A 22,340-nucleotide genomic window follows, 5' to 3' on the forward strand; every position below is an offset into this window, starting at 1 on the left:
TTCCGCTTAAGGGAAACCGGAGCGGGCTTTCTGCTAATCGGCGTCATTACCCTCAGCTATCCAATCCCACCAGTTACGCTTCTTCGACACATACTTCTCTTCAAACCTAAACCTTTGACACCATATTCGGCGTCATTTCCTCCATATCGAATGCTTGCCGCGCGGCTTCGACCGCGGGCAGATAGCTTCGGGTTCATGCGCACAGTGCCTCGATGGGGTCTTTAAGCGTTCGGCCCAGCGGGGTGATTTCGTATTCAACGGCAATGGGTGAAGCAGTGATCACCCAGCGAACAACAATACCATTGCGTTGTAGCCGCCTGAGGCTTTGCGCCAATGACTTTTGGGTGATGACTTTCAGCTCGCGTTTGAGCTCATTAAAGCGCAACGGTTTTTCACATAGGGAAGCGAGGATCAGAACGGGCCATTTATCTGCAATTTGCTCGAGTAGCAGACGATGAAGGCATTGAGTGGCGGAACAGTCTTCCGGTTTTTTCAGCATAGAGGTTCCCTCAGGGAAACCAGGTGGCGTTGAGGTACCTGATTGACGAGTAATATGCATAATATACTATGAACGACGCCAACCTAACCGGAGAGTTAACCTATGACCTCATCCAAAGCCGACATCCTGTTTCAGCCTTTCCATTTGAATAATCTGGTGCTGAAGAACCGTATCGTGATGGCGCCCATGACTCGTTCATTTGCAACTGACGGCGTGCCTGATGAAACAATTGCCGCCTACTACCAGCGTCGCGCCGAAGGTGATGTGGGCCTGATTCTCTCTGAAGGTACGGTGATAAACCGGCCTGCTTCACGTAATGACCCCAAAATCCCCTTTTTTTATGGTGAAAAAGCGCTGGCTGGCTGGCAGCGCGTGATCGACCATGTTCACGCCGCCGGCGGCAAGATGGGGCCGCAGCTGTGGCACACGGGGTCAGTCAGCAGTTTTCTGACTGACTGGGTACCGGATACCGAGGTGGAAAGCCCATCAGGGCTGATTGCTCCCGGCCAGCCACACGGTGTGGCAATGAGCGATGAGGCTATCGCCGACACCATAGCTGCCTTCGGTCAGGCTGCGGCCGAGGCCAAACGGCTGGGCTTTGACGTGGTGGAAATCCACGGTGCACACGGCTATCTGATCGATCAGTTTTTCTGGTCGGGAACCAATCAGCGCACCGACGGCTACGGTGGCGCAACCCTGAAACAGCGTGCACGTTTTGCATCTGAGGTAATAAAGGCCATGCGCAAAGCGGTTGGCCCTGATTTCCCGCTTATTTTGCGCGTCAGCCAGTGGAAGCAACAGGACTATGCAGCGCGTCTCGCGTCAACGCCTGAAGCGATGGCAGACTGGCTGGTTCCGTTAGTTGACGCCGGTGTGAATATACTCCACTGCTCTCAGCGCCGGTTCTGGGAACCGGAGTTTCCCGATATCGACGGTGAAGGCGGGTTAAACTTTGCCGGTTGGGCGAAGAAACTGACCGGTGCAACGACCATCAGCGTTGGATCCGTTGGCCTTTCCAGCGACTTTATGGGCGCCTTTGCCGGTGAGGATGCCAAACCCGCCAGCCTCGATAACCTTATCGAGCGCTTGGAACGCAACGAGTTTGATCTGATCGCCGTGGGGCGCGCATTGCTGAGCGATCCGGACTGGGCAATCAAAATCCGTACGGGTAACCACGCAGCGCTGCAGGATTTTACCGTCGACGCGTTAAAGACGCTAATCTAGCAAACTGACAGTGCAGTGGTGAGATCTATGAGGCCCGGGATGGGCGCGGCACCTGGATTTGCAACCAGTGCGGGGCCGGTGACGGCCTGAACTTGGTGGAAAAGGTTTTATCGCTGTCGGCGAAAGCGGCGGCGGAACGGGTGGCCGACCTGCTGTTGCCGCTGGTTAACTGCGCGGGGGATATCGTCAACGTGCAATTGATTAATGCCGCCGGGGACAAGCGGACCCTGGCCGGGGGCCAGGTCAAGGCGGCCTGTCACTGGCTGGCGGGCCAGGATAATGCCGTTATCTGGCTGACCGAAGGCTACGCCACCGGGTTGTCCGTGCACCAACTGACCGGCGAGACGGTCTGCGTGGCCCTCAGCGCCAACAACCTGGCCGCCGTGGCGCAGGCGTTGCGCGAATGTTACCCGGACGCGCGGCTGTTGCTGGCTGCCGAGAACGGCACCGGCCAGACCCGCGCCGTAGATACTGGGCGACTGGAACGACGTGTACCAGCCGCAGGGCGCGATTGCGACGCAGGCGCAGTTGCTGGCGTTCAGCCAACCGGCCGTCACCAGCCCGTTTGATGCGCTCAGCGATGCCGACCTGAAAGCTATGAGCGCCAGCGAAAAGGCCGAGCTGTTGGCCGCGCATTATGGCAATATGCTGGCCGTGCCATCGCTCGGTGAAGAGATTTGCCGCTACGAACACGGGGCATGGCAGGTGTTGCCGCACCGCCAACTGTGCCGGGAAATCGCCGCGCTGTTCCAGACGGTGCGCGCGCCATTCTCGGCGGCGGGCATCAACGGCATTCTGGGCACCCTCAAGCTGATGGTGCCGCATATGGGCGAACTGGCCCGCCGCCTTATCGGCTTTCGTAACGGGGTGTTTGATACCGTCATCGGGCGGTTTTGCTGCCACCGCCAGGAGAACTGGTTGCGCACCGTCAACAGCGTGGACTATATCGCGCCCAAGGCCGGGGATAATCTGGCCGAGCATGCGCCGCACTTCTAGCTCTGGTTGACGCGGGCCGCCGGACAACAGGCCGAAAAGTAGGAGTGTATCCTCGCGGCGTTATTTATGGTGTTGGCCAACCGCTACGACTGGCAACTGTTCCTGGAAGTGACCGACCCCGGCGGCAGCGGCAAGAGCGTGATGGCCGCCGTCGCCAACCTGCTCGCAGGGCAGGACAATACCACCTCGTCCACCATCGATACCCTGGAGTCGGCGCGCTCGAGTGCTCTTCCGTGGTCGGGTTCTCGCTGATTATCCTGCCCGACCAGGAGAAATGGAACGGCGACGGCGCGGGCATCAAGGCCATTACCGGCGGCGACGCGGTGGCCATCGACCCGAAATACCGGGATGCGTATTCCACGCACATTCCGGCGGTCATTTTTGCGGTCAACAACAACCCGATGTGCTTTAGCGACCGCAGCGGCGGCGTGTCCCGTCGCCGGGTGATCACCACCTTCCCGGATGCGATACAGGCCAATAAGCGTGATCCGCAACTGCTGACAAAAATCCGCGGTGAACTGGCGGTGATCGTGCGCCACCTGATGCCGCGCTTTGCCAACCCGAACGCGGCGCGCGCGTTGCTCCAGGCGCAGCAGAACTTGGCGGAGGCATTGACGGTCAAGCGCCATGCCGATCCGCTGGTCGATTTTTGCGGCTACCTCGCGGCGCTCAGCATGCCGGTCGGGTTGTACATGGGGAACGCCAATATTCGCCCGGCCAACCCGCGCCGTTACCTGTATCACGCTTACCTGTCGTTTATGGAGGCTCGCGGGCACCAACACCCGATGAGCCTGACGGTGCCGAATACGCTGTGTGAGTATGAAATCGTGCTGTTGAAACGCAAGACTAAGCAGGGAATGCAAACCAACCTAGCGTTGCGTGACGAGAGCGACGCCGACTGGCTGCCGAAGTGCGACTAACTGGCAGCGGTGCGATGACTTTAAACCGGCGAAAGCCGGTTTTTTTACGCTTATATTGCGGGGCTTACCGATTTATTACCGCTTAAATATCTTGTTAATATATAAAACAGTGTCTTAGTTATCATTGTTCATGACTTGCACAAATATTTTTGTTTTGTACGCATAATTGTGTATTTTATATTTATCTAAGTTTAGTGAATTCTAAAATAAAATGCCTGAAAACAGTTTAGCTCAACTTAAAGAAAGCGCCCAGGCAGCTTCAGGTTTGCTCAGGTCAATGAGTAACCCCAGTCGGTTGCTGATCCTCTGTATGCTCATTGACTCTCCCGGTACGTCTGCGGGGGAACTAAGCAGAGTGGTCGGATTGAGTCCTTCTGCGACGTCACAACATCTTGCGAGGATGAAGGCGGAAAATCTTATTGAATGCAAGCGGCTGGCACAGCGAATGAATTACTTCATCAAAGATGAGTCGGTTCGGAAGCTGGTAACAATCCTGAAAGAAATTTACTGCCCGGAGGTAGGACAATGAGTGATAACACGGCTTCACCAGCCCAGATCCAGCGCCTCAGAGAGCGTGGGGCTGTCATCGTTGATATTCGTGAAACGGATGAGTTTCGCCGAGAACATATTGACGGCGCCATTTCTCTGCCGCTAACAGAAATTCAAGCGGGCAGACAACTAGAAACGGCTTCAACACGCTATCCGGTGATTTTTCATTGCCAGGCCGGTACCCGTACAAAACAAAACGCTGATGTCTTGGCCCGTATGGTGAAGCCGACGGAGTTTATGATCATGGACGGTGGGATCAACGCCTGGAAACAGGCCGGGCTGCCCACGGTACAGGATAAAAAACAAACCCTTCCTCTGATGCGACAGGTGCAGATCACTGCCGGGAGCCTCATTCTGGCCGGTGTAATTGCGGGTTACGGTGTCAATCCCGGTTTCTTTCTCTTGTCCGGTTTTATCGGCTCAGGGCTCATTTTCGCCGGCGTCAGTGGCTGGTGCGGCATGGCAAATCTGTTGGTAAAAATGCCCTGGAACAGGCAATAACAATACCCGATGGGTGATTGCGGCGCATAGCACTAATCCTGGCCTGGCGTGCGTACGAAAATGCAAGACTAAGCCCGGAGGCGATAAACCCATCGGGTTGTTAATTGGCGACGGCGAAGCCGATTTGTTACCGAAGTGCGACAGGGGGTAACTTCCTTTCACTATTGGTGCTGCCGATCAATAAGGTGTTATTGATCTACAGAACCCATTGGAGGCTATTACAGCGGGCGGCCTATAGTCGGATTGAACACTGCGCCGTCGCCCAGCACCTGGGAACCTCAATGGCCGCGTCCACATGCGCATTCTATAATATGTCTTCACCACACCGGCTCCGGCCGGTTTTTTTGTGGTGTGCCGGGCATGCTCAGCAGCTAGGGGGTGAAAGTCCCCTGTCCAGCTTGATGGTGGCGAAGGACTAGCGAAGCGCAAGGGCGTCGTCGTGAGGCGGGGTCTGAAGGAAGCGTGGAGCAAAACCATGACCTGACGAACAGAAACCCGATACAAGACCTACCCGGCTGGCGGAGCAAGCCAATGATTGCAAAGACCATAACCATCAAGAGCCGGGGTGGTAGATTGGGCAGGTGTGTGGCGAAAGCGGCAGAGCTTACCCCGGGAGGCCTGTCCAGCGTTCTGCATTCAGAACTGGGTGCATCGCAAGGTGCGCTGACCTGCGGACAGGAGTCAGCAGAGGGCATAGTAGGACAAGGTTGTCTGAAGGCCCGAACGGTAATGAGTGACGAGTATCAGCAGAGGTTCTGACCGGTCATGCAGCAGAAAACGCATTGCGCCCCTATAGCGGAAGGACGGGGTGAGGCCCCGGAAGGTCGTTGTCAGGGGGCTGAAACCGTGCAGGCACCGACGAATGGAGAAAGTCCGCCGTCAACCGCATGGCTGATGGAAGCCATCTGTGAACCCGTCAATCTCAGGCAAGCCCTGAAAAGAGTAAAGGCCAATAAAGGCGCGGCAGGTGTAGACGGTATGAGCGCAAGCGAACTGCCGGACTATCTGAAGCATCACTGGCTGGAGCTGAAAGCGCAACTGCTGTCCGGCAGTTACCGCCCATCCCCTGTGAGAAGAGTCTCCATCCCGAAACCCGGCGGCGGCGAACGCCTGCTGGGTATTCCGGCGGTGGTGGATCGCTTTGTCCAGCAGGCGACGATGCAGGTGTTGCAGAGGCAGTGGGACAGCATGTTCTCTGAGCACAGTTACGGGTTCCTGAAAGCAGGCGTGATGGAAGCAGGGCTGGTAATGCCGATGACGGAAGGGACGCCGCAGGGTGGACTGCTGTCGCCGTTGTTATCGAATCTGCTGCTGGACGACTTCGACAGGGAACTGGAGAAACGCGGGCTGAAGTTCGCTCGTTACGCAGATGACTGCAACATCTACGTGAAAAGTGAACGGGCAGGTAACCGTGTGATGGCGGGGCTGACGCGCTGGCTGAGCCGGAAGCTGAAGCTGAAGGTCAACGCGAAGAAGAGTGCGGTAGCGCGCCCTGACACGCGTAAGTTCCTGGGCTATAGCTTCAGAACGGGCAGGAAGGTGTGGTGCGTGGTGTCGCCGGAGTCGGTAAAGCGGTTCAAAACGCGGGTAAGGGCGCTGACGGGGCGTAACACGGGAAGGAGTCTGGAGCAGCTAATCCGGCCGTTGAAGCGATACCTGACGGGATGGAAAAGCTACTACGGTCTGAACCAGTGGCCGTCGCTGATGCGCCCGCTAAACATGTGGATAAGGAGCAGGCTACGCTGCGTCCTGTGGAAACAGTGGAAAACAAGCCGCAGGCGCTTCGAAGAGTTACGTGTTCGCGGAATAGGGAAAGAGCTTGCGGTGCAGACGGTGGGAAGCTGCCACAGTCTCTGGCGAATAAGCTGTAGTCCGGGGCTGAATATGGCATTACCAAACAGTCTGTTCCTGAAACTGGGCCTGCCGGAGTTATAGTCAGGTGACGATAAACTGAACTGCCCCGGAAATCCTGGAGACTAAACTTTTTGAGAGAGGTAAACAGGATGACCAAAAATATGCGTTTTTCCCCTGAGGTCCGTCAGCGGGCCGTCCGTATGGTTCTGGAAAGTCAGAGCGAATACCATTAATTATGGGCAGCCTTCAACTCCATTGCCCCAAAGATTGGCTGCTCGCCGGAGATGCTCCGCACCTGGATTCGCCATCATCTGGAGAAACGCAGCCTGCGTCACTAGCGCGATGAGCGACTGAAGGTGGATATACGGCGGGTGTACGATGAAAACCACAGTGTATATGGAGTACGCAAAGTTTGGCGCCAGTTGCGTCAGGAGGGTATCAGCGTGGCCAGATGCACGATCACTAGGCTGATGAAGGTCATAGAGCTTGCTGGTGTGCGCCGGGGTAAAAAAGTGCGCACCATGGTTAGCCGGAAAGACGTTGCCGCAGGTGACCGGGTGAACTGCCAGTTCGTGGTAGAACGGCCGGAGTAGGTGTGGGTGGCTGATTTTACCTACATGTGCACCCGGCAGAGCTTTGCATACGTGGCCTTCATTATCGACGTGTTCGCCGGTAGTATGGGGTTCGTCGTCGATGGAAACGACGTTCGTGCTGGACGCCCTGGCGCAGGTGTTGTGGTTCAGATGCCCCTGCGGTGGCACTATCCATCACAGTGATAAAGGCTCCCAGCATGTGTCGCTGGCGTACACGCATCGGTTTAAGTATGCAGAATTTCTGGTATCGACCAGCAGCACGGGTGACTCATACGACAACGCGATGGCAGAAAGCATCAACGGACTTTATAAAGCGGAGGTGATCTATCGTAAGAGCTGGAAAAACCGCGCCAAAGTGGAGTTAGCCACGCTGGCGTGGGTGGACTGGTATAACAACAGACGATTACTGGAACGACTGGGTCATATCACGCAGGCAGAAGCAGAACAGGCATATTACGCTTCCATCGGAAACGGTGATCTGGCAGCCTGAGTTCAAAGACAAAATACTCTCCCGGAAAACCGGGGTGATTCAGTAACCAATCCTGCATACGATAATTTTAGTGATTTTTTTAAAACATGATATTGAGCTAGACATCATTCATGAATTGTGAAATGCAAGCCCTATGCCACTGGCTTATATTCCTTAAAAAGGAATATAAGCTGAATTAAAAAAGTCACAATCAGAAATGCTCACGTTTATTGTAGAGACATTCAGTGTAACAATTATTATCCGGATTTTTTGAATTGGGTTGCTCAAAAAATTTAGGGAGTTTCAGTTATACTTATCTATGTCAACAGTTTTCTCGTTCACCACAATCAGTTCCACATCATTCGCTTCAATAAGTTTTAGTATGTTTTGTGGGGGGAGTTTATCTGTAATAATATGGTCAATGTCCGACCAGGTGCATGACTGATACATCAGTTGAGTGTTGAATTTGCTAAATGAGGTAATGCAGATAACCTTTTTTGACTGTTTCGCCATGGCTACTTTTTGCAGTGCATCAAGTTCCGTATCTGTTGTTATTCCTGCTTCAGATAATGCGCTGACGCCAATAAAAGCTTTGTCAGCATGGTATCTTTTAATTTGCTCTATGGTTGTATTGCCTAATATAGCATGAGAGTAATCATCAAATCCCCCTCCCAATATGGATATGCTGATCCCTTTTTTTCCAATAATCTCACTTAGTACTTCAATAGAGTTTGTAATAACACATACCGATGAGGGTAATTGGCGAGCAAGGGCCACAGATGTGGTGCCGGCATCAATGAAAATGATATCTTTATCATTAATGTTTTTTGCAGCCCAAGCTGAAAGTAGTGCTTTTTCAGGGCTACACTGTGTACGTTTAACATAAGGGTATTCAACACGTTTTTCTGCCAGAATAGCGCCGCCACGGATGCGCATAATATGCGGGAGTTGAGCAAGTTTAACTAAATCCCGGCGAGCGGAATCAGACGAAATATTATATTGCTGGCAGATGTAATCAAGAGTCACTTTTCCCTGCATTTTGATTAGCTCTTCTAACTCGATTAACCGTTCTTCTTGTGTCATTAACATATTCCATTCTTTTTATATGTAAGGATAGCCGATTGATATTATCTGATAACGTTGTCTGCGTACATGGACGATTGGTAGGCCGGATACTTGTGTTCTCAATGTAGCCTTCCATTCATTCGCTTAAAAACACTTAACAATGCACCTGTGTATAGTTAAAAAACAACTTATTGCGAAATAAATTAAGTGAATACTTAATTTTATGTGATTTTTATCACAAATAAGTAATGAATTGTAAGCGCTCCATCTTTTTTGCGTATCTTATCACGGAATCCCCTTGTCCGTGCTGCCAGTATGCAAATGTCATACAGATGCATGTAACCCGAGAGGACATACACGATTTACCAGATACTCTGGTGTACAGGGGAATCCCACCGGTTCATCTAATGTGTCGTGGTTGAAATAGATCGCCTTTGTCACTTACTTATCTTTCTATAAAAAGAGGGCTGAACGATGAACAAAATTTTCCTGTGTTGTGCGGCTGGTATGTCGACAAGTATCGTCGTAAATAAAATGAAACAAGTTGCCAGTTCTAAAGGTATTGAGGCGGAAATTATTGCCGTGGCGATGGAAGAATTTGAATCGACCATTCCACATTTTGATTGTTGTCTGTTAGGACCACAAATTAAATATAAGTTTGAGGAATTTAAAATCATTGCGCAGCGTGAAGGTAAACCTATCGCCATTATCAGCAATATGGATTACGGCATGCTCAAAGGCGAAAAAATCCTTGATGATGCACTGAAACTGATCCGCGACGCTAAAACCAACCCAGTGCAATAATTTTACAGGGTATTATTATGTCGAACGCATTTTTTAATTTTATTGAAAATAAAATCACGCCCGTTGCCGCTATCGCCGGAACACAACGCCATATAATGGCGGTGCGCGATGGTTTTATTGGCGCTATGCCCTTTATGATCGTTGGCTCTTTTTTACTTATTTTTGCTTTTCCGCCTTTTTCGCCGGATACCTCGTTCTTTATTGGTAAGCTGTGGTTATCCGTTGCCCAAGAGTATTTTAACGAAATCATGACCCCCTACCACATGACGATGGGGATCATGGCCTGCTATATCAGTGCGGGGATAGCTTATAACCTGGCGCAAACCTACAAGCAGGATACTTTTTCCTGCGCAATGCTCTCCCTGATGACCTTTCTCCTGATCTCGTCGCCCTATAAAGAGGGTTCACTCCCCGCGGCCTTCCTCGGCGGATCGGGGATTTTTACCGCGATTCTGGTGGGAGTATTCTGCGTCGAACTGGTCCGCATCCTGAAGGTATATAACATCGGTATTAAGTTGCCAGAACAGGTGCCGGATAAAATTCGCCACTCCTTTAATCTGCTAATCCCGGCGATTGTTATTATTTGCACGATTTATCCGTTGAACGTGGTGCTACAGCATCAGTTTGGCATGCTGTTGCCGGAGATCATCATGACTGCCTTCACCCCGCTGATTTCGGCGGCGGACTCCCTACCGGCGGTTCTGATTGCGGTCTTACTCTGCCAGGTATTGTGGTTCTCAGGCATCAACGGTGGGGCGATTGTCGTCGGCATTCTGCAACCGTTCTATCTGATCAACCTCGGACTGAACCAGACGGCGCTAGCCAACGGTTTGCCTATTCCGCACATTTTCGCTGAAGCATTCTGGGCTTTCTTCATCAATCTCGGTGGCTCAGGTGCCACCCTGGCGCTGGTTCTTCTCTACATGCGCAGTAAAGCGGTGCACCTTCGTGCTATTGGTAAGCTGTCGGTGGTGCCGGTCTGCTTCAACATCAACGAACCGGTCATCTTTGGGAGCCCGGTGGTGATGAACCCCGTGCTCTTTATCCCCTTCATTATCGCCCCGGTGGTGAACGCCGTCATCGCCTGGTTTGCCACCACCAGCGGCCTTATTGCCAAAGTGATCTCGCTAGTTCCCTGGACCACGCCCGCTCCGGTTGGCGCAGCATGGGGGGCTGGTTGGGTCATGAACAACACACTGTTAGTTGTGGCGTTGATTGTTATCGACATATTTATCTACCTGCCTTTCTTCAAAATTTACGAAAAGCAGCTTCTTGAGCAGGAACAAGATCAGGAAGTGGCAACGGCATAAGCCGTTCCTCCCGCCTTCTTATATTGAGTGGAGACAGAACATGGATATGGAATCAACGGTAATGGAATTGATCATCAATGCAGGGGAATCGCGCAGCTATGCGATGGAGGCTCTGCGTGCCGCCAAACGTGGCGAGTGGGAGCAGGTAGCGGCGAAACTTTCTGCCTCAGCGCAAGCCTCAAAACGTGCGCACGATGTTCAGACCATGTTGATTGGTCTGGACGAAGGGTGCGGCAAGGTGCAGGTCAATCTGGTGCTGGTCCATGCGCAGGATCACATCATGACCTCCATGTTGGCACGTGAGCTGATTGAGGAAATCATTGACGTCCAGCGTCAGTTACAGCGTTAACCCTTTCTTCTTACTGGAGTAAAACATGACATTTCCAAGTGGTTTCTTGTGGGGCGGCGCGGTTGCGGCCAACCAATGTGAAGGGGCCTGGAACATTGACGGCAAAGGGCCGAGTATCCAGGATGTCACCCCTCAAGGGGTGATGGGACCGATGACGGCACAGCCGACGGAAGATAACCTGAAGCTTACAGGGATCGATTTTTATCATCGTTATAAAGAAGACATTAAACTCTTTGCCGAAATGGGGTTTAAGATTTTTCGCACCTCAATTGCCTGGTCGCGTATCTTTCCCAATGGTGATGAACCGCACCCCAATGAAGCGGGACTTGCGTTTTATGACGCCCTTTTTGACGAGTGCCATAAATACGGCATTGAGCCATTGGTAACTCTTTCGCATTATGAAACACCGCTGCATCTGACCAGGGAATATAACGGCTGGGCGAACCGGGTGCTGATCAGTTTTTATGCCCGCTATGTCACCACGGTGTTTACCCGCTATCAGCACAAGGTGAAATACTGGCTCACCTTTAATGAAATTAACTCGGTGTTACATCACCCCCTGATGAGTGGAGGCATCGAAACGCCTAAGAATGAGCTGAGTCAGCAAGATTTATATCAGGCGGTGCACCACGAATTAGTGGCAAGCGCACTTGCGACGAAGATTGGCCGGGAAATCATGCCGCAGGCAAAATTTGGATGCATGGTTTTAAGTCTGCCCATTTACCCGCTGACCCCAAATCCCGATGATGTGATGGCCTGTATGCACGCCGACCACCGCAATGATTTCTTTGCCGATGTGCACGTGCGCGGTTATTACCCCGGCTATATGAAGCGCTATTTCCGTGAGCAGGGTATTCATCTTCAGATTGAAGAAGACGATATTCAGATCTTGACTCACACGGTCGATTTTCTGTCTTTCAGTTATTACTTCAGTACCTGCGAAACCGTGCAGACCGGTGTCGATGGAGCTACAGGGAATTTAATTGGCGGTGTTAAAAATCCGCACTTAGCCGCCAGTGAGTGGGGCTGGCAGATTGATCCGCAGGGGCTGCGCTACATCTTAAACAAATACTATGACCGCTATCAGATCCCGCTGTTTATTGTGGAGAACGGCCTGGGGGCGAAGGATGTGTTGATAACTGACAGTGCGGGCGAACCCACGGTCAATGACGACTATCGCATCCAGTATTTGCGTGAACACCTGGAGCAGGTCCATGAGGCCATTCTCGATGGTGTACCGGTCATGGGCTACACCACCTGGGGCTGCATCGATCTGGTCAGTGCCTCTACAGCTCAACTATCCAAGCGCTACGGGTTTATTTACGTCGATCGCGATGACGACGGGAAGGGCTCATTGGCGCGCTACAAGAAAAAATCCTTTTACTGGTACCAGAACGTTATCCATTCCAACGGTGTTGAGCTTTAAGCAAGCAGATTTGATTTTACTAATCCAACTGCACTTCTGCGGGGGACACAACGAGGTGGTAGATGAAATTAGGCATTCTTGGCACGGGCATGATCGTCAAAGATTGGCTCTTGACGGTCCACAAGCTGCCCTTTAGGGCTCTTGCGATTTTAGGTACGCCGCAAACGGAAGATGAAACACGTGAGCTGGCGACACGCTACCAGATTGACGACATTTTTTTTGATTACCAGGCCATGTTGGACAGCGATGTCGACACGATTTATGTGGCGTTGCCGAACCATTTGCATTTCCTGTTTGCCAGCAAGGCGCTGCAAAAAGGTAAACACGTCATTATCGAAAAGCCCATCACCACCAGTATGGATGAGCTTAGTACTCTGAAGGGGCTGGCCACAGAGCACAATGTCATCATGCTGGAAGCGATGAATATCCATTCTCTGCCGGCCTATTTATCACTTCAGTCGCAGCTGGCTAGTATCGGCAACATTAAACTGGTGACGCTGAATTACAGCCAGTACTCCTCGCGTTACGATGATTTTATGGCAGGCATTGTCCACCCGGCCTTTGATGTCAGAAAGGGGGGCGGGGCGTTGATGGACATCAATGTCTATAACCTTCATTTCGTCGCCGGACTGTTTGGTGAGCCGAAGGCGGTCAATTACGTTGCCAACGTGCATAACAACATTGATACCAGCGGCATGATGTTGCTCGATTACGGCGACTTTAAATGTGTCTGCATTGCCGCAAAAGACTGTAAAGCCCCGACCACCTCCCTAATTCAGGGAGATAAAGGTAATGTGCAAATACCCCTGCCGGTTAACCAAATGACAGGTTTTGATATGGTATTGAATAACGGTGATCGCGCGCAGTTTACTTTTAATCGTCGTGAACATCGCCTGCTTTATGAATTCCAGACCTTTATTTGCATTATCGACACACTGGATTATCAAGCTGCTGCACGCCTACTTGATGTAAGCACCATTGCAACGCGGATGATTGAAAGTGGTAAAAAACAACTGATTGTGGAGTGAAACAGTGACAACGAAATTAATTCTTGGCTTTATCGGCAATGGCAAAAGCGCTAACCGTTATCATCTGCCGTTTATTCTTTCGCGTGCGGATAAAATCCTCACCAAAACCATTTATTCTGCCACCGCAAGTCGGGACAGATGGCCCCAATTACCGGGTGTGACGTACACCGATAATCTGGATGTGCTGCTGGGCGACCCGGAAATACAGGTAGTGGTGGTCAGTACGCCGTCTGCACTGCATTATGACTTTGCCTTGAAGGTATTACAGGCCGGAAAGCACTGCGTTGTTGAAAAACCCTTTACTCATACTGAGGAAGAGGCGCAAACCTTATTTAACGTGGCGAAAGAGAAAGGATTAATGGTGCAGTGTTATCAGAATCGCCGTTTTGACAGTGATTTTCTGACCACCCAAAAAGTCATTGAATCCGGCAAGCTAGGGGATTTACTCGAAGTAGAAATGCATTATGACTATTACCGTCCGTCTGTTCCTGAATCGGTTAAAGAGTTTAGTGCGATTAACTCATATCTGTATGGTCACGGCTGTCACACCCTCGACCAGGTGATTTCGTACTTTGGTGTACCGGATCACGTCCGTTACGATGTTCGCCAACTGCTGGGCGACGGGCGTATGAATGACTATTTCGATGTGGATATGTACTACGGCACGTTGAAGGTCTCAGTGAAATCGAGCTACTTCCGTGTCAAAGAGCGCCCGAGCTTTGTGGCATACGGAAAAAAAGGGATGTTTATCAAGTACAGCAAAGATAAGCAGGAGCATCATCTCAAGCTCTTTTATATGCCCGATAACGTCGACTTTGGGCAAGATGCTCCTGAAGATTACGGCGTGCTGACCTGGATGGATAATACTGGTGTCTATCATGAAGAAAAAGTGGTCACAGAGCAGGGCGATTATGCCCGCTATTATGACGCGCTTTATGAAACCCTTATTAACGGCAAAGAAAAATTAGTGAAAGATGATGAAACTTTGCTGCAAATTAAATTACTGGAAACAGGGATTTCAGGTTTGAATTAACCCTTGTTTGTTCCATCTGGTTGTATTGTGAACTTTTAGCGGTACAACCCTTTTTTATAATAAGACTGACCATCATAGGTTATATCACCTGTGCGCCCATTACGCCTGTAAACAATAACTAAATAAGTTTTTCATTATAGGATTAATATGAACATTAAACCCGTGCTCTACCTCTTTACATTAAGTGCCTCTTCTTTATTTGTGGCGAATGCGCTTTATGCCGCACCGCTGACGCTTGAAGAACGTGTGGCTATCCTCGAAAATCAGCTCTCCTCTAATATGAAGGAATTGGATGCGACCAAAGCACAGTTAAAAAAATACGAATCGGCTAACCTGCCCACTACGGCGAGAAATGAAACAAAGTCTGTTTCGGTTATAACCTCTGATGTTGCCTCGATGACTTTAGCAGACATAAGTAAATATGTGAAAGAGGATATCGGTTTTAATTACTCAGGTTATTTCCGCTCTGGCTATGCGGCCGGTAACCGGGGGGCGGCGAAATCCTATGCTATTGGCTCACTGGGGCGCTTCGGTCAGGAAAACAGCTCCTGGTATGACCTTGAACTTTCGCAGCGCGTTTATCATGACGGTATTAAAACGGCTAAAGCGGTGGTGATGCTGGATGGCAACGTCGGCGGACAATACAGTGCTGGCTGGTTTGACCGTACCTCCGATAACCTGCTGCAATTTTCCGATATCTATCTGACCACGCGAGGTTTTCTGCCTTTCGCGCCGGAGGCGGATTTTTGGGTCGGTAAACATACGCTGCCGAAATTTGAAATCCAGATGCTTGACTTCAAATACCACAAGTCAGACTCCGCCGCCGGTATTGGGCTGGAAAACTGGCAACTGGGGCCGGGTAAGGTTAATGTCGCACTGGTGAGAGAAGATCTGGATGCGCATGCCATCGACAGTAGCATGGATCAGACCCAGCAGATCAATACCAATACTGTCGATGCCCGTTACACCGGGATGCCATTATGGAATAAAGCCACTCTGGATCTCTTTGGTCGCTATTCTGCCGCCAACAAGACAGACCAGAATAAGCGCGATGAAAATAATGGGACTTACTACAGCGTGAAAGATGCCTGGCACACTGGGGCAAGGCTAACACAAAACTGGCAAAACGGCGGTTTTACCTATTTGACCGCTCAAATGGCGAACAACTCCATTGCCAGTGGCATGGGGCTGGTAACCGATTCCAGCGCTCTCTATGGCTACAATGGTCAGTATTATGGTGAACACACGAACGGCACGGCCTGGCGCGTGCTCTCGGAAGGGGAAAACTACCTGTTGCCGAATGTTGTCATCGCACATGCCCTCGTGTATGCCGCAGGCAATGACATCTATGACTATTACACAGGTGCTCACACCGACTTCCACTCTACCCGCGCGGTGATGCGTCCAGCCTATATCTGGGACACCTTTAACCAGACAGGAGTTGAGCTGGGGTGGTTCGATCAGCGCAACAAAGCAGACGGGGAGAGCTATCGTGAGTCGGGACTGAAAATGACGCTGTTCCACACCCTGAAGGTGGGCCCCAGCATGTTAACCTCGCGCCCGGAAATTCGTTTCTTTGCTACTTATCTGAAGTCTTTTGATAACGAGATAACTCAATTCACCTTTAACGACGATAAAAAAGATCAGTTTACCGTTGGTGCTCAGGCAGAGGTGTGGTGGTAAATCATCGCTGTTTGCCGATGACTGAGTGCCGTTAATCTCAATTGCTTGTAAAAATAGTGACTGCTCCCCGCCGTATACGGCGGGGAGCAGTCACTTCTCATGTGGTTACGTATGTCATCGGGTATTTACGGGGATGACCAGCCAGATTCATTCCTTTTGATTGCAGAATAGCTGTAAAGTAGTACATCTGGGAGGATAATCAGCCTCAATACGAAATCGGTGGGGACTGATGTATCTGCAGTATGTGGTACTGCATCTTCTGACCTGTTGAGAGAAATATAGCGAATCGTACACTCGTCCATGATGGTGGTGCGAACGATATCCAGGAGTCTGTATATAAAGCAGAACTTCTGGCATCGACCGGAAGCACGGGCGACTCATACGACAACGCGATGGCAGAACGCATCAACGGACTTTATAAAGCGGAGGTGATCTATCGTAAGAGCTGGAAAAACCGCGCCAAAGTGGAGTTAGCCACGCTAGCGTGGGGGGACTGGTATAACAACAGACGATTACTGGAGCGACTGGGTCATATTCCGCCGGCAGAAGCAGAACAGGCATACTACGCTTCCATCGGAAACGGTGATCTGGTCACCTGAGTTCACAGACAAAACACTCTCCCGGAAAACCGGGGCGGTTCAGTAATCGATGATGCACAGTATCGAAGTAATGGGGCAGGTCTCCCTCAATAACCCTGTATCCCCGCGTTTCTCTGCAGAATGTGAGTTGTAATTCTAGCGTGCGGATCGCTGGTGGACACTAAGTTCCGGACGGAAGCCATATGAGCGCGTATTAAAATCGCTCTCCCCGATGGATCGATTGCTACCAGCATTGCCCCTGAACAATACGGTCCCGTAATTTGGGGCTACAGTGGTGATTGTTTTTTGAATAACTTGATGTGGGAGAGCTAAATCTTTTACTCAGGAAATTTGTGCACATAAGCACGCATGAAGACTTCTACCGCGCGTGAAACAATATCCGATATTTGTCTTTCGCTTAGCTGAACAGTCACATTGTATAAGCCTGCTTCATTTATCTCAGATTCCAGTAAGCCAAAATAATGACAGGCGGCAACATGGGGATCCGAACTGTGGAAATAGCCTTTCTCAATCAATGGGTTGAAATATTGTTCAAGATGGTAAACTACCCGCGCGGAACCTTGCTGGTAAAATAACCGGCCCACATCAGGGTTTGTTGAGGCAGCAATCATCATCCGCCGCACGGCAAGTGACTGCGGCGTATGAAAACTGGTAAGGATGTACTGTCCAAATTTGATTAGTGCGTATTGGCAGTCTTCTTCATGATCGGGAAAATTCAGCGAATCTATAGCGTTCCCTGAAGGGGCACTAAATTGAGGATCATGTCCGCTACGGTACAAAAAATTGATTATTTCGCCATCATGTTCTTGCGATGCCTTGGTTATCAATGCAGAAAACAACGACTCTTTCGAGTCAAAATAGCGGTATAGCGTCGATTTTGCGCTACCAGAGCTTGCTGCTATTGCGTCCATTGTCGCGTTTGCAAAACCGACTTCAAGAAAGACATCTCTTGCTGCAGTTAAGAAGGCGTTGCGAATGTTTTCTGTTTTGCTTCTGGGCATTAATGCTCCATCGAATTTCTTATCGCAGATTAATAAAAGTATAACACCGAAACGATGTAGTATCGTTTCGGTGTTGTCAAGCTACATTACTGTCGATCATACGATCAATCAGTTAAGTCGCTGATGTTGTTTATATATTGACTTTAAATCATGTTTTTAATGTAATATCTCTTGTGTCTGTAATGCATTTTATCTGCTTCACTTTGCAGCTGTTACTGTTAAATTGCGGAAAAAAGCAACTGTGCCTGATTCTAGCCAGACACCAACTCCGCCTCGCTGGTTTGCGCCCAGTTTCAAATCGTTGACGATTAATGACGGTGTCGTTTTTCTGTCCAGATAGAGTACTGCCTTCTGTCCGGTTACGACAATTTTCATGTGTATCCAGCGCTCCATGCCCAGCTCGGCATAGCTTTCATACTTTTCCGGCGATTCTTGTCTGAGTCTGTCAAATTTGTAATCAGGGTAAGCGACATACTGAACGCTGTGATTGCGCCGAACCTGATCCTCCGCAATGCTGTTCGTGGGGCGCAGATAAATACTTTCAAAGCGTCCGTCGCTGTCAATGCGGAAAGTCAAACCGATGAACCCTCTGGCGTAGGCCGGAGCCTTTTCCACTAGTTGACTAGCAACATCGACTTCCACCACACCGTCGCCAAAATCAAGCGGCAACCATGCCATAAAATTTCGGTCGGCCAGTTTTTCCTTTTCTGGATCCTGTATCGCCGAAGAAGGCATGGTCATTTTAAACGCCGGCTCGCCTTTGAACGCGCTTTGTTCAAGTGATACACCGGAAAGCGTGAAGCTCCCGACGGCAAGGCTGGCCGCGGCGCCGGCGGAAAAAAATTCAGCGGCGCAGAACAAGCCGAGAGAAAAAGGTAAGGTGCGTATCAGACTCATAAATTCTCCGGTATGCTAATTTAATTGCCTAAGCTAATGGTATGACATCAATTGCTAATTCGATATAAAACAATGGATTCCATGTGATGATAACCAGCGGTGCTCCGGCAGATAAAGCGTCATTTGGATTGGACTCTGCAAACGTTTTGTAGGGGATGAACTAATGGGGTTGAACCGGGGCTCCCTGTCTCTTCGTTCTTTCGCCGGGCAACGGGTTGCTATTCGATAGCCATTTCGGTCAGGATCCATTGGATAACGGAGTTATGTCGCGGTTTCCAGCCTAGTTCCTCGCGGGCGCGCACCGATCTGACCCTGCTGTTGGAACCTAATGAGTAGCGGGCCCGGGTTTGACCCCATACCTGTGCAGCCTGTTCAATCGACCAGCTTTCCGGCCCTTGGACGCCGAGACGTTTCGCCAGCGTCGTCCCTAATTCAGCAAAGGATGATTCTCCATTCTCGACAAAATAGAATGCGCCTGATGACGCATTTTTCAACGCCAGCCGGTAAAGTTCGCAAAGATCATCTATATGGACGTTCGACCAGATATTCACGCCTTTTCCAACGATGCGCATTACGCCGCTCTCCCTAGCCTGATTAATGAGCAGCGGGATCTGTACGCTGCGGGTGCCTGGGAGCTTTCCCTCCCCATAGATGAGGCTGTTGCACAGAACTATGCCGCGTATTCCCTGTGCTGCCAGTATTTTTTCATCAATCGCCCTGCGTGCCTGTTTTTCCGGCGTTATCAGCAGCGCGCTGTTCTCATCAAAGCTGGTGTCGTTGACTTTATTGCCATCACTCATATCGGCGATAACGCTGGTTCCGCTGGTATGGATGAGCGGCTTGCCGCTGCTGCGAAGCGCTGTCAATAAGGTTTCCACGGTATTCCGGTCATCGCTGTTGGCGGCATTGATGACGGCATCGGCCTGCTGTGCCTCGCGGGTGAGCAACTCCCTGTCGTTCAGGTCGCCGAGAATGGGTTCGATCCCTCTGGCCGTCAGCAGTCCGGCCTTATCTGGATTACGGACCAGCCCTCGGATGCGGTGTCCGGCGCTGCGTAAATATACTGACAGCGAGCCGCCAATGTATCCTGTTGAACCGGTGATGAAAATCTTCATTTCGGGCCTCCTTTTCATCGGTAATTATATAACGCCGCATGGGTCAGAACCGTTGTTCACGGTTGAACAACGGCCTGATATAGACACAAGAAGGGATAGGATATAAACAATCCTCAGCCTGATTTTTTCAGCGTCTCGGAAAACAATTCACCGGAAATGGCCCAGTTCTCGGTCTTCACGTCGTTAAAAATAACGTATACATACCGCGGATCGACATTGGCATGTTCGGCAATGGCGTCGGTGACGGCTTTGGCTATCGCAGGTTTGGCCTCATCGCGGCCTTCGAACATCTGGATGTTAACTACGGGCATTATTTGATCCTCTTTCAGCGTTGGAACGATTCTGGTTTGTCAGGTCATCCTGATGGCTCTTTTATCCTAGTGCTAACTTTCAAGTTGATAAAGGTGCGAAAAGAACACGCAGAGTAGATGTAAATTCTACAATCAGCCGAAAGCATTCGCTGCGGAAAGGCTGACCAACTCATCAATGATAAATCTTACGCCAGGTAAAAGGTGGCGCGAACGGGGCCAGATGACGTTCAGTTCCGTGGCCGAAGGCGTTAGCTCCGGCAGCAGCGTAACCAGCTTGCCTGCTTCAATATCAGGCCGTAGTAAGGATTCAGGGAATTGCACGATACCGGCCCCCGCCACGCAGGCTTCAATCATGGCGTCGCCGTCGCTGATCTGGTGAAAAGGCGATGGATTGAACTTTACATCCTGCCCATCGGTGCCTTTAATCAGCCAGCTCAGCGGCTTACCGCCGCGCCAGGCCATAATGCAGCGCTGTTGTTTCAACTCGTCAAGGGAACTCGGTATGCCGTACTGCGCCAGATACGTGGGAGAGGCGCACAGAATCAGGCGTTGCTCATTCAGTCGCCGCGCGATCAGGTCCGTACTGTTTTTCAAAGGGCCGAAGCGGATCGCCAGATCGAAACCCATATCCAACGGATCGATAACCCTGTCATTAAAGGTAAGCGTGAGTTTCAGATGAGGATAACGCCGGCACATATCCAGCAGGACAGGCAGCATGACGGAACGGCCAAATGCGGCGGGCATATCAATCCGCACCAGACCCGACGGTTCCGTGAGCTTTGAACGCAAGGCTATTTCCGCCGACTGTAGTATATCAAGCGCGCTCTGGCAACTGGCCAGATAAGCCTCTCCTTCCGTAGTCAGGCTGATTTTACGCGTGGTGCGGTGAAAGAGTGGCGTTCCCAGACTGTGCTCAAGGCGGCTGATGCTTTTACCTATGGCTGATTTTGTAATGCCAAGCTGTTCCGCAGCTTCAGTGAAGCTTTGTGCGTTGGCGGCGGCGACGAAATGGACGATGCCACGGAAAGATTCGGTCGAGACAGGGATAGACATTTTACCTATACGCCTTTTTATTTGCAGTTCAGCGGATATTTTATTCTAGCGAAAACGGCATACCGCGGGCAGTGACAAATGAAGTCGTCCCCCTCGCCGACACGGGGCTGCATTGGGATGTCTCGCTGGCGTAAATCCCTAATCAGCTCATGAGTCCACCGTCTCTTGCCCGAAATGTTCTGTTGCGAAGGCCAGAAAACGGCGCAGTTTGGGGGTTAGTCTTCTATCCGGCGCATACATCAAATGAAAAGGGCGGGGGGGGATTGTATAATTGGGCAATACGGCATTGAGTCTGCCCGCCTCAATATGCGGAATAACCAGTTCGGAAGGCTGCATAACCACGCCAAAACCGGCCAGCGCCGCGCTGATTAAGGCTTCGCCGCTGTCCAGCAGCAGGCGGCCGCTCACGGGGATAGATATGCTTCCCTCGCGGCCTTCAAAAGTCCACGTCGTTCGCAATGACGTATGCGTGAAAATCAGACATTCATGGTGCAGCAAATCTTCCGGAACATGCAAGGGGGAGGCCGAAGCAAGATAGGAAGGGGAAGCGCAGATCATAAGGGTATAGGGCGCCAGCTTTCTCGCCATTAATCCGCTGTCCGCCAGTTCCCCTACGCGAAAAACGGCATCGTATCCTTCATCAATCAGATCGACATATCGGTTAGTCAGCGTCAGTTCGATGGTGATTTCGGGGTACTGATTGATAAAAAGTGGCAGTTTTTGTGTTAGAGCATTGATGCCGAACGTTACTGGCGCATTAATTTTAAGACGACCTCGGGGGATTATTCGGGCTTCTTCCGCGAAGGATTCGGCGGCTTCGACTTCAGCAAGAATGATTTTTGCCCGCTCGTAAAAGTGGTGGCCTGCTTCTGTCAGGCTGTGCTGACGAGTGGTTCTGTTCAGTAGACGAACACCTAAATGCTGTTCAAGTACTGAAACATGCTTTCCTACAAGCTGTGGCGACATTGTCAGTGCATTGGCCGCTGCCGTAAAAGAGCCGAGTTCAACTGCCTTAACATAAACAGTCATACTGGTAAGACGGTCCATTGGAAACAACCTGT

18 protein-coding genes and 5 pseudogenes are annotated in these 22,340 nt (G+C 50.8%); 14 read left to right on the forward strand and 9 right to left on the reverse strand.

From position 1 onward, the window contains the following. Window positions 1-196 precede the first annotated feature (196 nt). A pseudogene (locus tag JG725_RS15185) lies at window positions 197-499 on the reverse strand (winged helix-turn-helix transcriptional regulator); the annotation flags it as partial. A gap of 102 nt (window positions 500-601) precedes the next feature. Here JG725_RS15185 and JG725_RS15190 point away from each other — a divergent pair. The 6 genes and pseudogenes from JG725_RS15190 to JG725_RS15215 all read left to right on the forward strand — a co-directional run bounded on the left by JG725_RS15190 (window position 602) and on the right by JG725_RS15215 (window position 7,626). Next, complete coding sequence (locus JG725_RS15190) at window positions 602-1,723, forward strand: NADH:flavin oxidoreductase (protein ID WP_150437341.1); 1,122 nt, start codon at window positions 602-604, stop codon at window positions 1,721-1,723. 26 nt (window positions 1,724-1,749) lie between these two features. Continuing rightward, window positions 1,750-3,639 (forward strand): annotated as a pseudogene (locus JG725_RS15195) (primase-like DNA-binding domain-containing protein); the annotation flags it as partial. Between the two features lie 211 nt (window positions 3,640-3,850). Continuing rightward, entirely contained in the window at window positions 3,851-4,168 is a 318-nt protein-coding gene (locus tag JG725_RS15200) for a helix-turn-helix transcriptional regulator (protein WP_150437342.1), read from the forward strand. Continuing rightward, a complete protein-coding gene (locus JG725_RS15205) occupies window positions 4,165-4,689 on the forward strand; it encodes a rhodanese family protein (RefSeq protein ID WP_150437343.1) in 525 nt (174 codons plus the stop codon). Before JG725_RS15200 ends, JG725_RS15205 begins: the two co-directional genes overlap by 4 nt. A gap of 765 nt (window positions 4,690-5,454) precedes the next feature. Then, on the forward strand, window positions 5,455-6,624 hold the full coding sequence (locus tag JG725_RS15210; RefSeq protein WP_150437344.1) for a reverse transcriptase domain-containing protein: 1,170 nt from the start codon (window positions 5,455-5,457) through the stop codon (window positions 6,622-6,624). Between the two features lie 68 nt (window positions 6,625-6,692). Continuing rightward, window positions 6,693-7,626 (forward strand): annotated as a pseudogene (locus tag JG725_RS15215) (IS3 family transposase). A gap of 282 nt (window positions 7,627-7,908) precedes the next feature. Here JG725_RS15215 and JG725_RS15220 read toward each other — a convergent pair. Then, entirely contained in the window at window positions 7,909-8,688 is a 780-nt protein-coding gene (locus tag JG725_RS15220) for a DeoR/GlpR family DNA-binding transcription regulator (RefSeq protein ID WP_150437345.1), read from the reverse strand. A 456-nt stretch (window positions 8,689-9,144) separates the two neighbouring features. Here JG725_RS15220 and JG725_RS15225 point away from each other — a divergent pair, with 456 nt between their 5' ends. The 8 genes and pseudogenes from JG725_RS15225 to JG725_RS15260 all read left to right on the forward strand — a co-directional run. After that, window positions 9,145-9,474: a PTS sugar transporter subunit IIB gene (locus JG725_RS15225; RefSeq protein ID WP_150437346.1), complete on the forward strand. Its 330-nt coding sequence runs from the start codon at window positions 9,145-9,147 to the stop codon at window positions 9,472-9,474. A gap of 17 nt (window positions 9,475-9,491) precedes the next feature. Then, window positions 9,492-10,784 carry a PTS sugar transporter subunit IIC gene (locus JG725_RS15230; protein ID WP_150437347.1) on the forward strand — a complete coding sequence of 431 codons (1,293 nt, stop codon included), beginning with the start codon at window positions 9,492-9,494 and terminating at the stop codon, window positions 10,782-10,784. Between the two features lie 40 nt (window positions 10,785-10,824). After that, on the forward strand, window positions 10,825-11,133 hold the full coding sequence (locus JG725_RS15235) for a PTS lactose/cellobiose transporter subunit IIA (RefSeq protein ID WP_150437348.1): 309 nt from the start codon (window positions 10,825-10,827) through the stop codon (window positions 11,131-11,133). A 25-nt stretch (window positions 11,134-11,158) separates the two neighbouring features. Continuing rightward, on the forward strand, window positions 11,159-12,559 hold the full coding sequence (locus JG725_RS15240; protein ID WP_150437349.1) for a glycoside hydrolase family 1 protein: 1,401 nt from the start codon (window positions 11,159-11,161) through the stop codon (window positions 12,557-12,559). A gap of 62 nt (window positions 12,560-12,621) precedes the next feature. Beyond that, window positions 12,622-13,587: a Gfo/Idh/MocA family protein gene (locus tag JG725_RS15245; RefSeq protein WP_150437350.1), complete on the forward strand. Its 966-nt coding sequence runs from the start codon at window positions 12,622-12,624 to the stop codon at window positions 13,585-13,587. Window positions 13,588-13,591: 4 nt separating this feature from the next. Then, on the forward strand, window positions 13,592-14,620 hold the full coding sequence (locus tag JG725_RS15250; RefSeq protein WP_150437351.1) for a Gfo/Idh/MocA family oxidoreductase: 1,029 nt from the start codon (window positions 13,592-13,594) through the stop codon (window positions 14,618-14,620). A 147-nt stretch (window positions 14,621-14,767) separates the two neighbouring features. Next, complete coding sequence (locus JG725_RS15255; protein ID WP_199378705.1) at window positions 14,768-16,303, forward strand: carbohydrate porin; 1,536 nt, start codon at window positions 14,768-14,770, stop codon at window positions 16,301-16,303. Window positions 16,304-16,644: 341 nt separating this feature from the next. Further along, window positions 16,645-16,902 (forward strand): annotated as a pseudogene (locus tag JG725_RS15260) (integrase core domain-containing protein); the annotation flags it as partial. Between the two features lie 40 nt (window positions 16,903-16,942). Here JG725_RS15260 and JG725_RS20710 read toward each other — a convergent pair. The 7 genes and pseudogenes from JG725_RS20710 to JG725_RS15290 all read right to left on the reverse strand — a co-directional run. Continuing rightward, window positions 16,943-17,167, reverse strand: a pseudogene (locus tag JG725_RS20710) (group II intron reverse transcriptase/maturase); the annotation flags it as partial. A 52-nt stretch (window positions 17,168-17,219) separates the two neighbouring features. Next, complete coding sequence (locus tag JG725_RS15265) at window positions 17,220-17,903, reverse strand: TetR/AcrR family transcriptional regulator (RefSeq protein ID WP_150437353.1); 684 nt, start codon at window positions 17,901-17,903, stop codon at window positions 17,220-17,222. 198 nt (window positions 17,904-18,101) lie between these two features. After that, a complete protein-coding gene (locus JG725_RS15270; RefSeq protein WP_199378707.1) occupies window positions 18,102-18,800 on the reverse strand; it encodes a hypothetical protein in 699 nt (232 codons plus the stop codon). A gap of 218 nt (window positions 18,801-19,018) precedes the next feature. Then, complete coding sequence (locus JG725_RS15275; protein WP_150437354.1) at window positions 19,019-19,915, reverse strand: NAD-dependent epimerase/dehydratase family protein; 897 nt, start codon at window positions 19,913-19,915, stop codon at window positions 19,019-19,021. Window positions 19,916-20,028: 113 nt separating this feature from the next. Then, window positions 20,029-20,226: a 4-oxalocrotonate tautomerase family protein gene (locus tag JG725_RS15280; protein ID WP_150437355.1), complete on the reverse strand. Its 198-nt coding sequence runs from the start codon at window positions 20,224-20,226 to the stop codon at window positions 20,029-20,031. 132 nt (window positions 20,227-20,358) lie between these two features. After that, complete coding sequence (locus JG725_RS15285; protein ID WP_150437356.1) at window positions 20,359-21,279, reverse strand: LysR family transcriptional regulator; 921 nt, start codon at window positions 21,277-21,279, stop codon at window positions 20,359-20,361. Between the two features lie 147 nt (window positions 21,280-21,426). Further along, window positions 21,427-22,326 carry a LysR family transcriptional regulator gene (locus JG725_RS15290; RefSeq protein ID WP_150437357.1) on the reverse strand — a complete coding sequence of 300 codons (900 nt, stop codon included), beginning with the start codon at window positions 22,324-22,326 and terminating at the stop codon, window positions 21,427-21,429. Window positions 22,327-22,340 lie beyond the last annotated feature (14 nt).

It is taken from the genome of Brenneria sp. L3-3C-1 (assembly GCF_016456245.1).
Lineage (GTDB): Bacteria > Pseudomonadota > Gammaproteobacteria > Enterobacterales > Enterobacteriaceae > Brenneria.